Source organism: Streptomyces sp. NPDC048269, assembly GCF_040652395.1.
In the GTDB taxonomy this organism is placed as follows: domain Bacteria; phylum Actinomycetota; class Actinomycetes; order Streptomycetales; family Streptomycetaceae; genus Streptomyces.
Genome location: NZ_JBEZLW010000007.1, coordinates 82,782 through 96,029, shown reverse-complemented (window position 1 = coordinate 96,029; position 13,248 = coordinate 82,782). Strand labels below are relative to the sequence as shown.

Here is a 13,248-nt window from a genome sequence, read left to right as displayed (position 1 = left end):
CCCGCTTCGCGCAGACCGGGGAGGCAGGCGCGCCGGAGCCGATCACGGGGCCCTGACCTCGGCTGACCGGATTCGTTCGCACGCGGGGCAAAGCGGCCGGAAGGCCTGCGACATATGCCGAAAGCAAGTCCGACGCGGATGTTGCCAAACGTCTTACAGGTCGTCGCCGCCTGTGCAACAGTCGTAACCGGTCCTTCCTTCAGACTTGGCCGTGCCGCGCCTGTATCGGAGTTCTCATGCCGTCCCACTTGTTCGCGGACCGTCCCGCGCAACCGCCCGAGCCGGGATCGGTGGACGCGCTGATCTCGCAGACCCGGCGCCTCCGGGGCGAAGTGGACGCGGTCCGCCGCGACACCGTCGTCGACGACGACGACGCCCAGGGCCGCTGGCAGCGCGCTCTGTGCGACCTCGCCGTCCACCACCTCGACGACCTCCGCGCGCACCTGGGCCAGCTCAAGGAGGGCCTGCCGCCCGCCGCCGAGACCGTCGAACTGCCCCCGGCGGCCCCCGAATCCGGGCCCGAGGCGCAGACCCGCGTCGGCAGCGCCGAGTGGAACCTGCTGACCGACGAGGTCAGTTGGTCCGACGAGCTCTTCCAGATCTTCGGCCGGTCCCCCGAGGCGGGCGCGCTCCCCCTCGACGAGCTGGGCTCCACCCTCTTCTCCGAGGACCAGCCGCTGCTGACCGCGTGGGTCACCGCCTGCCTGGTGGACGGCAAGCCGATCGACGGCGAGTTCCGCATCGTCCGGGCCGACGGCCGGGTCCGGACCTTGCACATGAGGGCCGAGCCGGTACTCGACTCCGACGGCTGCACCGCCTCCATGTGGGCCGTGCTGCGGGACGTGAGTGAACTGCGCCGGAGCCAGCGGGCGGTGCGCGAGTCGCGTGACTCGCTCCAGCGCCGGCGGGAGATCGCGCAGACCGAGCACCGGCTGGCGGTCGAGCTGCAGGAAGCCGTGCTCCCCCCGTGGCGCGGCTCCCTGCGGTTCCCGCACAGCAGTACGGGCACCCTCGACGTGGCCGCGCACTACCTGCCGTCGGCGACGAGCGCGCTGATCGGCGGCGACTGGTACGACGCACTCGAACTGGCCGACGGACGCTCCCTGCTGACCGTCGGCGACCTGACCGGGCACGGGGTCACCGCCACCTCCGGGATGGCGATGATGCTCGGCGCCCTGCGCGGGATGGCCATGGCCGGCATCGAGCCGGGCCCCCTGATGGGCTGGCTCAACCAGCTCCTGGAGACCTCCGTACAGCCCGCGCTCGGCTCGGCCGTGTGCTGCCGCTACGATCCCGCGCGCCGCGTGCTCTCCTGGGCGCAGGCCGGACACCCGGCCCCCCTGCTGTTCCGCCGCGGGTCCGGCCGCTCCCTGGCTCCGCCGGAGGGCGTCCTCCTGGGCGCCACCTCCGGAGCCTCGTACGGGCAGGCCGAGGAGTGCCTGGAGGTCGGCGACGTACTCGTCCTGCACACGGACGGGCTGACGCCGCGCAGCATCGAGTTCAGCCGGGCGGACGGAACCGAGCGGCTGCTGGAGCTCGCGCCCCGGTTCTCGGCGGCGCGGTCGGCACAGGACTGCGTGCGGATGGTGATCGAGGAGTTCGGCGAGAGCGAGCGCGAGGACGACGCCTGCGTGCTGGTCGCCCGCGTCGGATCCTGAGCGCTGATCAGCCGTACGGGTTTCAGGGCCGCGCCGGACGGCGCGGCCTTTCTCGTCTCCCTACGCCGTCCGCCACTACACCTCCGTGCCGCGCGGGCTGCGTGGTGCCGGGATGTCGGGGAGGGCCATTTCGATCTCCTCGCGCAGGTCCTCGATGCGCGCGTAACCGGCGTACTGCCCGGTGAGCCGGTACATCTCCCGCAGCCGGTCCCACGTCCGGTGCGAGGAGGTCTCGTTCATCGACACCAGGGCCAGCCGGGCGTAGCGGTCGGCCTGTTCGGGGTCGTCGGCGATGAAGCAGGCCGAGGCCATCGAGATGTAGTCGAAGATCTGTGAGCGCTGGTGGCCGTCGCCGCGCAGCCGGAGGGCTTCCTTGGCGTGGCGGGCGGCGATCGGCGCCGCCGTGACGTCGTGGTCGGCGAGGGTGCGGTACGCCAGGGCCTGCATACCGTGCAGGTCCGCCTCGTCGAAGTGCTGCATCCAGCTCGGCGGCGGTACGTCGCCCTTGTCGGAGACGAACAGTTCCTCCGCCTCGCCCAGGGTGCGGCGCATGGCCTGGCCCTTTCCCATGGCGGCCTGCGCCCACGCCTCGATGGTGTGCAGCATGGCGCGGGTGCGCGGCAGGGTCTGCTCGCCGGAACCGGACTGCGCCAGCTTCATCAGGTCCAGGGCCTCGTTCGGCTTGCCGAGGTGCACCATCTGGCGGGCGGCGCGGGAGAGTGCCTCGCCGGCACGCGGCCGGTCGCCGCCTTCGCGCGCGGCGTGCGCGGCGATGACGAAGTACTTCTGCGCCGTGGGTTCGAGGCCCACGTCGTGGGACATCCAGCCGGCGAGCACGGCGAGGTTGGCCGCCACCCCCCACAGCCGCCGCTGGAGGTGGTCGGGGTGGTGGTAGGCGAGCATCCCGCCCACCTCGTTGAGCTGGCCGACGACCGCCTTGCGCTGGAGGCCGCCTCCTCTGGAGGCGTCCCAGGCGCGGAACACCTCGACGGAGCGTTCCAGTGCCTCGATCTCCTGGGAGCCGATGGGCGCCGCCTCGTAGCGGTCGAAGCCCGCGGGGTCGGCCTGGAAGGACTCCCCGAAGCGCTGTGTCTCCTTGGCGTGGGCGGGGTCGGTGTGGAGCCAGTCGTACATGGCGTTGCTGAGGGCGGAGCCGGCGGTGAGCACGGCGCCCGCGCCCATCAGACCGCGACGGTTGAGCATGAGGTCCATTCCCGTGAATTCGGTGAGGACCGCGGCTGTGCGTTCGGGCGCCCAGGGCATTCCGTCGGGGTTCTCCTGCGCCCCGTCCGGCTGCCGTCTGTTGGTGCGCCGCTGCCGTACGAACCCGAGGTCCTCGATGGTCACGACACGACCGAGCCGCTCGGTGAACAGTGCTGCCAGTACCGTGGGAACCGGTTCGCGCGGGGTCTCCCCCATGTCGATCCAGCGCCGTACCCGCGAGGTGTCGGTGGCCAGCTGGGGGTGGCCCATGGCCGCCGCCTGCCTGTTGACCATCCTCGCCAGTTCGCCCTTCGACCAGCCGGCCAGGCCGAACAGGTCGTTCAAGCGGGTGTTCGGACCTTTGCTCACGTCAAGCCCCCAGGTTCTCGGCTGAGTTGACAGTAACCCGCCGTCAGATGCCCAGCGACTATTCGCCAGGCTTCGCCAGGGCGCGCTCGATGATGCGCCACCCACGGCCGGGTGTCTGGTTGGAATGCGCCTCCCCGCCCCGGTTCACCGGCGGAGCTCCCCAGGGTGAAGTACGGGATCCGGCGGGGCGGCGTACGTAAATCGTCGGCGCACGAAGGGATCCGTAACGCCATGTACGCAGCAACGTCCTCCGTGTCCGCCCCGGTCCGGCCGCACCGCACGCTCCAGGCGGGCGGCGGCCCCTACCTCGAACCCGGCCGCCCCTCCGCTCCGGCGCAGAGCGCCGCCGTACGGGCACGGCGGATGCCGGGATCCGGATCGCAGCCGCTCAGCGGAAGAATCGACCTGTCGGGGCCGCAAGGAGCACAACTGCGGACCGCGCTCGCCTCGGTCCAGCGGATCTGTCCGGAGTTCGCGCCGGTCCAGGTGCTGCGGCGCAGCGGCCGATCGGTCCTCCTGGTGGGCACCACCGGACGGATGACCGCCGTCGCGAAGGTGTTACTGGACCATTCGCCGGAGTGGCGCGAGCGGTACCGGCACGAAATAGCTGCATACCGGGCCTTCGTCCGCCACCGCCCGCCGGTCCGGGTGCCGCGGCTGATCGCCGCCGACCCGGAGAACTGCGTACTGATCGTCGAGCGGATGGCGGGCCGGGTCGCGGCGCTGCAGCGGCATCCCGTGGAGGCCCCGCCGCGGGTCGACCTGCGGGCGGCCCTGGGGGCGGTGTGCCGGGTCAACCAGTGGCGTCCGCCGGCGGATCTGTTCGGGACCCCGCTGAACTACGCGCGGCGGATCGCCCGCGACTACGAGCTGGGCCTGCTGACGGACCGGGACCTCGGTGACCTGCAGAAGCTGCTGCACGGCGTGAAGCTGTCGGGCACGGCTCTGCAGTTCAACCACGGTGACGCGCTCCTGTCGAACCTGCTGCTGTCCCCGGCCGGACCGGTGCTCCTGGACTGGGAGCACGCGGGCTGGTACCTCCCGGGCTACGACCTTGCCACCTTGTGGACGGTGCTGGGCGACGCCCCGGCCGCGCGCAGCCAGATCAGCCGGCTCGCGCAGTCGGCCGGTCCGGCGGTGCGGGACGCCTTCCTGATCAATCTGATGCTGGTGCTCACCCGGGAGATCCGGATGTCGGAGACGGCGGTCCAGCGCTCCATGCTGGCGACCGCTCCGGCCCAGCCCCTGCCGGCGGGCGCCCTGTCGTCCGGCGAGGAGCAGCGGCTGCTGCTGCGCCGGCTGCACGATGACGCAGGGATGGCCCGCGGAGCGATCCGCGCGGCGGTCGGCACCCGCTGACGCGTCCCGCGTCCCCCGTACGCGAAGTCCCGTGGCCCCCACCGCCACGGGACTTCGCTCGTACGCGGGTGCGTACGCGGGCATGTACCCGGGCGCGCACTCCGGCGCGTACGCAGGGAGGATGACCCGCCTCCCCCGCGCGGCGGAAGTGGATCCTCCCGGCGGGCGATCCGCGCCCACCGACGCGGCTGCGATCTTCGGAGCAGACCGGGCAAGCGATGCCCGCCACTCCGGAGGAAACCATGTCCGTGCCCACCGAGACGAGGCCGTCGGGCGGTAGCATGCGCGCCGCCTGGAAGGCAGCGCACACCCCGGTGGCGGGAGTTCCGCGCTGGGCGCGGATCGCCGCATACGCCATCCCCTTCACCGTCCTGCCGTCCGGCATCTGGCGACTGGGTCTCCTGTTCGTCGACCATTCCGGGGCGGACAGCGGGCAGCTGCCTGACTGGCTGCCGCTCGATGTGTACGTCGTCATCCTCTCGGTCGTCTCCGAGCTGCTGGCCTTCACCGCCGTCGGGCTGGTCGCCCCGTGGGGAGAGTCGGTCCCCCGCTGGATCCCGGTCCTGGGCGGACGGCGGATCCCGGTGGCGGCCGCCGCCGTCCCCGCCGCGCTCGGCGCCTGCGCGCTGACCGCCCTGTGGACCGTCCTCGCGGTGGTGACCCAGGTGGCCGGGACGACCCTCCAGGGTGATCCGCTGCCCGCCGGCTTTCCGAGCGAGGCGGGTGGCTGGACCGCGCTGTGGTTCTACGTCTGCTACACCCCGCTGGTGTTGTGGGGCCCCCTGCTGGCCGTGGTGACGGTGGCGTACTGGAGGCGGCGTACGGGAGGCTGCGGCGTCGGATGCCTTGACATCACATGATCCCCCTAACACCTTTTCTGGCTCAGCATCAGACATGCCGGAGCCATTCCCCTCCTCCCCACTCCGCTGGAGCCTGCCCATGTCCGCAAGCGCTTCACGCACGTACCGCGAGAGCCTCCCGTCCCGGCGTACCCTCCTCGCCGGGACCGGCGCCGGGGTGCTCACCGCCGCCGTGCTGCCGTCCGCCGCCGCGCGGGCCGTCGGCGCCGACGCCCAAGAGGGACCCTCGCTCGGCGAGTACGACGTCGTCGTGGTCGGATCCGGCGCCGCCGGGATGACCGCCGCGCTCACCGCCGCCAAGCGGGGGCTGAGCGTCGTGGTGGTGGAGAAGGCGCCCACCTTCGGCGGGTCCGCCGCGCGTTCGGGGGCCGGGATCTGGCTGCCCAACAACTCGGTGATCCTGGGTGCGGGGGTGCCGGACACCCCGCAGAAGGCGGCGGCGTACCTCTCCGCCGTGGTCGGGCCCGGGGTGCCGGCGGACCGGCAGGCCGCCTTCCTCGCGAACGGGCCGCGGATGCTGGACTTCGTGATGGCCTGCAGCCCGCTCAGGTTCCGCTTCATGGAGGGGTACAGCGACTACTACCCGAACCTGCCGGGCGGGTTGCCGAACGGCCGGTCCATCGAGCCGGACCAGCTCGACGGCAACGTCCTGGGCTCCGAACTGGCGCGCCTGAACCCGGCGTACATGCCGGTCCCCGCCGGGATGGTGGTCTTCAGCCAGGACTACAAGTGGCTGAACCTGGCGGCCGTGAACGCGAAGGGCCTGGCCGTCTCCACCGAGTGCCTGGCGCGCGGCACGAAGGCGGCGCTGCTCGGGCAGAAGCCGCTGACGATGGGCCAGGCCCTGGCGGCCGGGCTGCGCGCCGGGCTGCAGCGGGCGGGGGTGCCGGTGTGGCTGAACAGCCCGCTGGTCGATCTGGTCCAGGAGGGCGGTGCGGGCGGCGCCGTGACGGGGTCGTGGTGGAGAAGGAGGGCGTACGGGGCACCGTACGGGCCCGGCGCGGGGTGGTGATCGGCTCGGGCGGCTTCGAGCACAACGCGCAGATGCGGGCGCAGTACCAGCAGCAGCCGATCGGCACCCAGTGGTCGGTGGGCGCGAAGGAGAACACGGGTGACGGGATCCGGGCGGGGCAGCGTGCCGGGGCTGCGCTGGCGCTGATGGAGGACGCGTGGTGGGGCCCGTCGATCCCGCTGCCCGGGGAGCCGTACTTCTGCCTCGCCGAACGGACCCTGCCGGGCGGGCTGATCGTGAACGGGAACGGCGCGCGGTTCGTCAACGAGGCGGCCCCGTACAGCGATGTGGTGCACGTGATGTACGAGAAGGACCGGGGCGCTGCCGGTTCGCACATCCCGGCGTGGCTGATCGTGGACCAGAACTACCGCAGCAAGTACCTGTTCAAGGACGTCCTGCCGACGATCGTCTTCCCGGACTCGTGGTACGAGGCTGGTGCGGCGAAGAAGGCGTGGACGTGGGACGGGCTGGCCGGCCAGATCGGGGTACCGGCGGCGGCGCTGCGGGCGACCCTGAACCGGTTCAACGCGCAGGCGTGGAACGGGACCGACTCCGACTTCCACCGGGGCGACACGGCGTACGACCACTACTACACGGACCCCGGGGTGACACCGAACTCGTGCCTGGCACCGGTCTGGGCGCCGCCGTTCTACGCCTTCAAGATCGTGCCGGGTGACCTGGGCACGAAGGGCGGCATCGTGACGGACGCGCGGGCCCGGGCACTGCGGGCGGACGGCTCGGTGATCCGGGGCCTGTACGCGGCGGGGAACGCGAGCGCGGCGGTGATGGGCCACAGCTACGCGGGGGCCGGATCGACGATCGGCCCCGCGATGACGTTCGGCTACGTGGCGGCGAACGACATCGCGGACGCCTGATTGCTCCGGAGCAGCCGGATCAGCCCTGCTGGAAGAGCTCGGCGGGGAGCGGCTTCAGCAGGGCGTAGAGGTCATCGGTGATCGGGCGGTCCCAGCTGGCGATGGTGACCAGCACGTTGTCGCTGCGGTCGAACTGGACGCAGGAGATGCGGGACTCCGACAGCTTGATCTTCCGGACGATGAGGAGGTTGTCGCCCTGCATGACGGGGCAGTCCTCGACGCCGGTGACCTCGACGTCCTCGTCGTTCTCCAGGGCGTCGAGGAGCTGGGCCACCTCGAAGGGGACCTGGCCGTCGGCGAGCTCCCGGGCGGGGGAGCCCTCGGGGAGGTTGCCGATGATCATCGCGGGGCCGCGTCCGCCGAACAGGTCGTAGCGGAGGAAGACACCCTGGCAGCTGCCGTCGGGCGCGGGCAGCAGCCCGGCCCCGAGATTGCCCGGCCAGTCCCCCGGGTCCATGGCCAGGACGTCGAAGTCCGGGCCGGCGGGTGTGGCGGCGCGGTGGCGGCGGAGGAAGGACATGCCGCCATGGTACGTGGCCGGGCGAAGATTTCCGGCCCGGGGCCCCTCATCGGGCCGCTGCCCTGGCCGGGGGCGGGCGGCGGGACCGGGGCGCGTCAGACGGGCGGTACGAACCTGAAGTAGTGCGGGAGCAGGGTGGCGTCGCCGGAGACCCGCAGGGCCGTTGGCCGGCAGGCGGTGCCAGAGGAAGAGGGCCAGGTCCGAGGCCGCCCCCGCGGCCTCGACGTCCGCCGGGGCGGTGGAGCGGGGCTCCGGCAGGACCTCGTCGCCGTCGAAGACCACCGTCCAGGTTTCCGGGCCGTCCGTACGCCGGAAGCGGTACCGCTCCCCCGCTCCCGCCGGGGCTGCCCGCCAGGAGCGGCGGGCGGGGGCCATGATCTCGAAGGTCTGGGACACGGCGTCCGCCGCCAGGTCCGGATCCAGGGGCGACGGCGTCCCGGTCACGGATTCCGCGTCCCACCGGTGGAGGGCCAGCTCGATCGTCTGCATCCGCATCCAGAAGCCCGAGCTCTGCTCCGCCGACCAGGTCCAGACCGGTACGTCCGGCCCGAGCTCGCGCAGGAGCCCCTCCAGGTCCCGTGCGCCCTGCGCGAACCAGTCCGTCAGCCCGTCGGGCGCGGGGCCCAGGTTGGGGGCACGGTCGGGCATCGGCCGGGCGGCCAGTGCCTCCGGGTCGGCGGGCAGGCCGTAAAGGGACAGGTCCGTGGGGTCCGGTGCCTCGGTCAGGCGTTCGCGCAGGACGTGGACGAGGTAGCGGTGCACTCGTTCCAGGACGGTGGCGATGGGTGCGGTACCCGGGGGGACGGTGGTGCCGGGGACGGTGCAGAACACCTACCGGCCCTCGTTCAACTCGGGCCGCATCCCGCTCAGCAGCTTGCGCAGGTCGCTCTCTCCGCTCATGCCGCCACATCAGGGGTTGTCCGCGTAGAGCCGCCGGTGCCACCAGGGGTACGGATCGCCGCTCCAGTCGGTCCAGTGCGCGGCGGGCGGATCGGGATCGGGGAAGGTACGGTGGCGGAACTCCTCGTCCAGCAGGCGCAGTACGCGGCCCAGCGCGCGCCGGGCTTCGGACGGCACGGCGCGGTAGTGGTCCGCCAGCTCGTCCCTGACGACGGCGACGTCGTCCAACGCGCAACCGGGGCAACCCGGGCACCCCGAGGGGACCAGCCACAGCCGGCGGCCGGGCGTGCGCAGAAAGCGCCGGTACATGCTCAGCAGGCCCGCGACGTTTCCCGCGCGTGCGCCCAGGGCCCAGTGGACCTCCGCGCTCGGAGCGGGCGACAGCCGGTCCACGGACGGCAGTTCCCACGCCCAGGCGGGCGGCCGACGGCCTTCGAAGGTTCCTCGTGCGGCGCGCAGCGCGCCGGGCCGCTTACGCGGCATCGCCCTTTCGGCGGATGATCGTCATGAGGGCCATACTGCCGGTGCGCCGCAGGCGCGGCAACGGCTTTCCGGAGGGCCCCACGGCAGGCCCGACGACCTGCCCGACCACCGGCCCGACGACCGGCCCGGAGGACCGGGCCGGCGCACCACGGGGCGGCTCCGCGCCACCGGTGGTGCGCCGCGCACGGCGGACGGGCGGGCCAGGGCCTGTCGTCGAAGTCCCGCCTGGCGGTGCCTTGACGACAGGCCCTAGGTCAGGTCGAACTCCCCGCCCCGCGCGTCCAGTACGAACCTGCGCCACTCGTCCGGCGCGAAGATCAGCGAAGGGCTTTCGGGTCGCTCGCTGTTGCGCATCGCGATGAAGCCCTCGACGAAGGCGATCTGGACGTCCCCCGCTCCCCGGCTGCTCGACCGCCAGTCCGCCTCGGTGAGATCGAGGTCCGGCTTGCCCCAGCCAGCGAGGGGCTGTGAAGTCATGCTCTCGGCCACGTGCGTGCTCCTCCCGGTACGTCGTCCGGGGGCAAGGTTAACCATCGCGGCGGGTGCCGCACAGGGCACGGTGAGTCACCCGTGGCCGGTGCGGCACTCCGCGCGGCCCCGTCCGCGACGGGCCGACTCCGTTCAGGACGTGGGCGGCTCGGCGCCCACCAGCCACATGGAGAAGAACTGCGCGCCGCCGCCGTACGCGTGTCCCAGGGCCCGGCGGGCTCCCGGAACCTGGTGTTCCGCGGCCTGGCCGCGGACCTGGAGGGCCGCCTCCGCGAAGCGGATCATGCCGGAGGCGCCGATCGGGTTGGTGGACAGGACACCCCCCGAAGGGTTGACGGGAAGGTCACCGTCGAGTTCGGTGACGCCGGCCTCGGTGAGCTTCCAGCCCTCGCCCTCCGCCGCGAAACCGAGGTTCTCCAGCCACATCGGCTCGTACCAGGAGAACGGCACGTACATCTCCACCGCGTCGATCTCCCGGCGCGGGTCGGTGATCCCCGCCTGGCGGTAGACGTCGGCCGCGCAGTCCTTGCCGGCCTGCGGGGAGACGAAGTCCTTGCCCGCGAAGAGCGTCGGCTCGCTGCGCATCGCCCCGCCGTGCACCCAGGCCGCCGGTTTCGGCGAACGGGCCGCGCCCTCCCGGTCGGTGAGGATCATCGCGCAGGCGCCGTCCGAGGAGGGGCAGGTCTCGGAGTACCGGATCGGGTCCCACAGCATGGGCGAGGCCTGGACCTTCTCCAGGGTGATGTCGTGCTCGTGGAGGTGGGCGTACGGGTTCTTCAGCGCGTTGCGCCGGTCCTTGTACGCCACCAGCGAGCCGACCGTGTCGGGGGCGCCGGTGCGCCGCATGTACGCGCGCACGTGCGGGGCGAAGAATCCGCCCGCGCCCGCCAGCAGCGGCTGCTGGAAGGGAACGGGGAGCGAGAGGCCCCACATGGCGTTGGACTCGGACTGCTTCTCGAAGGCGAGGGTCAGGACGGTCCGGTGGACGCGGGCCGCGACGAGGTTGGCGGCGACGAGCGCGGTGGACCCGCCGACCGAACCGGCCGTGTGCACGCGCAGCATGGGCTTGCCGACCGCGCCGAGGGCGTCGGCCAGGTACAGCTCGGGCATCATCACGCCCTCGAAGAAGTCGGGGGCCTTGCCGATGACGACCGCGTCGATGTCCGCCCAGCTCAGCCCGGCGTCGGCAAGGGCGCGCGCGGCGGCCTCCCGGACGAGGCCGGCGATGGAGACGTCGTGGCGGGCGGCGACGTGCTTGGTCTGGCCGATGCCGACGACGGCCACGGGTTCCTTGCCCGACGTGCTCATGAGGGGTCCCCTTCCAGGACGGCGACCAGGTTCTGCTGGAGGCAGGGGCCGGAGGTGGCGTGCGCGACGGCCCGGTCGGACTCGCCGCGGTGGATCCTGGCGGCGGCCTCGCCGATCCGGATCAGGCCGGCGGCCATCATCGGGTTGGCGGCGAGCGCCCCGCCGGAGGCGTTGACGGTCACCTCGTCGCCGAGGCCGAGGGCCTTGCGCAGCACGACCTCCTGGGAGGAGAACGGCGCGTGCAGTTCCGCCGTGTCCACCGGGGCCTCGAAGACCCCGGCGCGCTCGGCGGCGGTCCGGGTGGACGGGGAGTCGGTGAGGTCGCGCAGGCCCAGCCCGTGGGCCTCGATGCGGTGGTCGATGCCGGTGATCCAGGCGGGGCGCGCGCACAGCCGCCGTGCGGTGTCCCCGGCGGCGAGGATCACGGCCGCCGCGCCGTCGCCGATGGGCGGGCAGTCGCCGGTGCGCAGCGGGCGGACCTGGTAGTCGCCGTGGGGCACGGTGCCGCGGAGCTGGGCGTGCGGGTTGGCCTCGGCGGCGGCGCGGCTGCGGGCCCCGATGGCGGCCAGTGACGCCTCGTCCGTCTCGCCCGCGTCGATCAGGGCCTGGGCCTGGAGGGCGGCCAGGGCCACGGAGTCGGGCCAGAGGGGGGCGAGGTAGTACGGGTCGAGCTGCCGGGTCAGTACGTCGCGTACCGACCCCGGGGAGGACTTCCCGTAGGAATAGACGAGCGCGGTGTCGGCCTCGCCGGTCTGGATCTTGACCCAGGCCTCGTAGAGGGCCCAGGCGCCGTCCATCTCGACGTGCGACTCGGAGATCGGCGGCCAGGCGCCGACCCCGTCGAGCGTCATGGTGAAGGAGAAGGCCCGGCCGGCCAGGTAGTCGCTGGAGCCGGAGCAGGTGAAGCCGATCTCACCGGCCTTCATACCGGTCTGCTCGAGTACCTGGTGGAGGACCGGCATGACCATCTCGACTTCGCTGAGTTCGTCGGTGCGGCGCAGGTGGTCGCTCTGCGCGAAGGCGACGACGGCCACGTCGCGTGCGTGCCTGCTCGTCCTGGGCATCAGATGAGCTCCTTGTACGCGTCGTAGTCCGCGTCCGGCTCGCCGGTGGGGCGGTAGTGGTCGGGATAGCGGCCGCCTTCGGTCCACACGGGTTCGACGCGCAGGCCCATGCGGACCTGGTCGTACGGGATGCCGCCGATCCGGCCGTGCAGTGCGAGGCCCGCCCCGTCGAGGGCGATGTGGGCGTAGACGTACGGGACTTCGATGTCGAGGCCGCGGGCCTTGATGTTGACGATGCAGTACGTGGTGACCGTCCCGGCCGGGCCGACCTCGACCTGGTCGGTGGTGGCGACCCCGCACGTGGGGCAGGCGCCGCGCGGCGGGACGTAGACCTTGTGGCAGGAGGGGCAGCGCTCGCCGATGGTCTTCCGCTCGGAGAGCCCGTTGATGTAGGCGGTCTGGGCGCGGCCGGGGCTGTACGTGTAGTCCAGGCGGGCCTCGGCGACGATGCCGGTGACGGGCTCCGCGAAGACCCCGTCGTGGGGGGCCGCTTCGTGGAGGGCGGGGCCCTCGTACGGCTCGAAACAGGCGATGTCGGTGATCGCCCCGGTGCGCTCGGCGGCCCATCGCACGCGCACCCGCATCCCGGTGCGCACGGATTCGGGGCCGGGGGCGTCGAGGGCGTGCAGCAGGGCGGTGTCGGCGCCCTCGAGCCTGACCAGGACCCAGGCGAACGGCGTGCCCAGGGGCTGGTTCGGACGGGGCCGACCGTTCCAGGCCCAGGTGGTGACGGTCCCGGAGGCCCCGACCTCGACGAGCTCGCGGACCTCCTCGGCGGTGACGGGGTCGTACTCGACGGGCGGAACCATCACCGCACCGCCGGAGGTCTTGACACCGAGCACCCGGCGCTCGCGCAGCCCGGTGAGAAAGGCGGACTGCACGGGCCCGAGGGACCTGGTGAACGGAAACTCGACGACGAGCGGCGCACGGAGCACGTCAGGCGAGGAAGCGGTGGCTGTCACGGGTGGCTCTCCGATTCTCGATTCGGGTGACGAACGTCTTCATGCCGCACCGGGCCCATCCCAGCCCCCCGGGCGTTCGAGGCCGGGGCCTGGGCGGAGCCCCTTCCGTCCGAGGCGCGGTGCCAGGGGCGGAGCCCATCCCCGCCCCGCCGGCGTTTGAGGCGCGGGGCCAGGGGCGGAGCCCCA

At 72.7% G+C, this 13,248-nt stretch carries 10 protein-coding genes and 2 pseudogenes; 4 read left to right on the top strand and 8 right to left on the bottom strand.

All coding sequences use genetic code 11. The features are described from left to right. The first annotated feature begins 236 nt into the window (after nucleotides 1–236). Entirely contained in the window at nucleotides 237–1,658 is a 1,422-nt protein-coding gene (locus tag AB0D48_RS10580; protein ID WP_362393328.1) for a SpoIIE family protein phosphatase, read from the top strand. Between the two features lie 75 nt (nucleotides 1,659–1,733). Here the strand turns inward: AB0D48_RS10580 and AB0D48_RS10575 are convergent, their stop codons facing one another. After that, nucleotides 1,734–3,230 (bottom strand): hypothetical protein, encoded by a 1,497-nt coding sequence (locus tag AB0D48_RS10575; protein WP_362393325.1) that lies wholly within the window; start codon nucleotides 3,228–3,230, stop codon nucleotides 1,734–1,736. 231 nt (nucleotides 3,231–3,461) lie between these two features. Between AB0D48_RS10575 and AB0D48_RS10570 the strand changes: the two genes are divergently transcribed. From AB0D48_RS10570 to kstD, 3 genes and pseudogenes are all read left to right on the top strand, one after another. After that, nucleotides 3,462–4,589, top strand: a complete 1,128-nt coding sequence (locus tag AB0D48_RS10570; protein ID WP_362393322.1) for an aminoglycoside phosphotransferase family protein — start codon at nucleotides 3,462–3,464, stop codon at nucleotides 4,587–4,589. Between the two features lie 242 nt (nucleotides 4,590–4,831). Then, entirely contained in the window at nucleotides 4,832–5,449 is a 618-nt protein-coding gene (locus AB0D48_RS10565; RefSeq protein WP_362393319.1) for a hypothetical protein, read from the top strand. Nucleotides 5,450–5,528: 79 nt separating this feature from the next. Continuing rightward, nucleotides 5,529–7,336, top strand: a pseudogene (kstD, locus tag AB0D48_RS10560) (3-oxosteroid 1-dehydrogenase). 19 nt (nucleotides 7,337–7,355) lie between these two features. Here the strand turns inward: kstD and AB0D48_RS10555 are convergent. From AB0D48_RS10555 to AB0D48_RS10525, 7 genes and pseudogenes are all read right to left on the bottom strand, one after another. Beyond that, nucleotides 7,356–7,856 (bottom strand): hypothetical protein, encoded by a 501-nt coding sequence (locus AB0D48_RS10555; RefSeq protein WP_362393766.1) that lies wholly within the window; start codon nucleotides 7,854–7,856, stop codon nucleotides 7,356–7,358. A 510-nt stretch (nucleotides 7,857–8,366) separates the two neighbouring features. Next, nucleotides 8,367–8,618: pseudogene (locus AB0D48_RS10550) on the bottom strand (hypothetical protein); the annotation flags it as partial. Nucleotides 8,619–8,765: 147 nt separating this feature from the next. Continuing rightward, nucleotides 8,766–9,239, bottom strand: a complete 474-nt coding sequence (locus AB0D48_RS10545) for a hypothetical protein (RefSeq protein ID WP_362393316.1) — start codon at nucleotides 9,237–9,239, stop codon at nucleotides 8,766–8,768. A 249-nt stretch (nucleotides 9,240–9,488) separates the two neighbouring features. Then, complete coding sequence (locus AB0D48_RS10540) at nucleotides 9,489–9,728, bottom strand: DUF397 domain-containing protein (protein WP_362393313.1); 240 nt, start codon at nucleotides 9,726–9,728, stop codon at nucleotides 9,489–9,491. A 132-nt stretch (nucleotides 9,729–9,860) separates the two neighbouring features. Next, entirely contained in the window at nucleotides 9,861–11,036 is a 1,176-nt protein-coding gene (locus AB0D48_RS10535) for a thiolase domain-containing protein (RefSeq protein ID WP_362393310.1), read from the bottom strand. Beyond that, nucleotides 11,033–12,100, bottom strand: coding sequence for a thiolase domain-containing protein (locus AB0D48_RS10530; protein ID WP_362393308.1), 1,068 nt, complete (start codon nucleotides 12,098–12,100; stop codon nucleotides 11,033–11,035). Before AB0D48_RS10530 ends, AB0D48_RS10535 begins: the two co-directional genes overlap by 4 nt. Next, on the bottom strand, nucleotides 12,100–13,062 hold the full coding sequence (locus AB0D48_RS10525; protein ID WP_362393305.1) for an OB-fold domain-containing protein: 963 nt from the start codon (nucleotides 13,060–13,062) through the stop codon (nucleotides 12,100–12,102). Before AB0D48_RS10525 ends, AB0D48_RS10530 begins: the two co-directional genes overlap by 1 nt. Between the last annotated feature and the right edge of the window lie 186 nt (nucleotides 13,063–13,248).

Coding starts and splice junctions, on each gene's coding strand:
- AB0D48_RS10580 (WP_362393328.1), top strand. CDS start 237: ATGCCGTCCCACTTGTTCGCGGACCGTCCCGCGCAACCGCCCGAGCCG.
- AB0D48_RS10570 (WP_362393322.1), top strand. CDS start 3,462: ATGTACGCAGCAACGTCCTCCGTGTCCGCCCCGGTCCGGCCGCACCGC.
- AB0D48_RS10565 (WP_362393319.1), top strand. CDS start 4,832: ATGTCCGTGCCCACCGAGACGAGGCCGTCGGGCGGTAGCATGCGCGCC.
- AB0D48_RS10555 (WP_362393766.1), bottom strand. CDS start 7,856: ATGTCCTTCCTCCGCCGCCACCGCGCCGCCACACCCGCCGGCCCGGAC.
- AB0D48_RS10545 (WP_362393316.1), bottom strand. CDS start 9,239: ATGCCGCGTAAGCGGCCCGGCGCGCTGCGCGCCGCACGAGGAACCTTC.
- AB0D48_RS10535 (WP_362393310.1), bottom strand. CDS start 11,036: ATGAGCACGTCGGGCAAGGAACCCGTGGCCGTCGTCGGCATCGGCCAG.
- AB0D48_RS10530 (WP_362393308.1), bottom strand. CDS start 12,100: ATGCCCAGGACGAGCAGGCACGCACGCGACGTGGCCGTCGTCGCCTTC.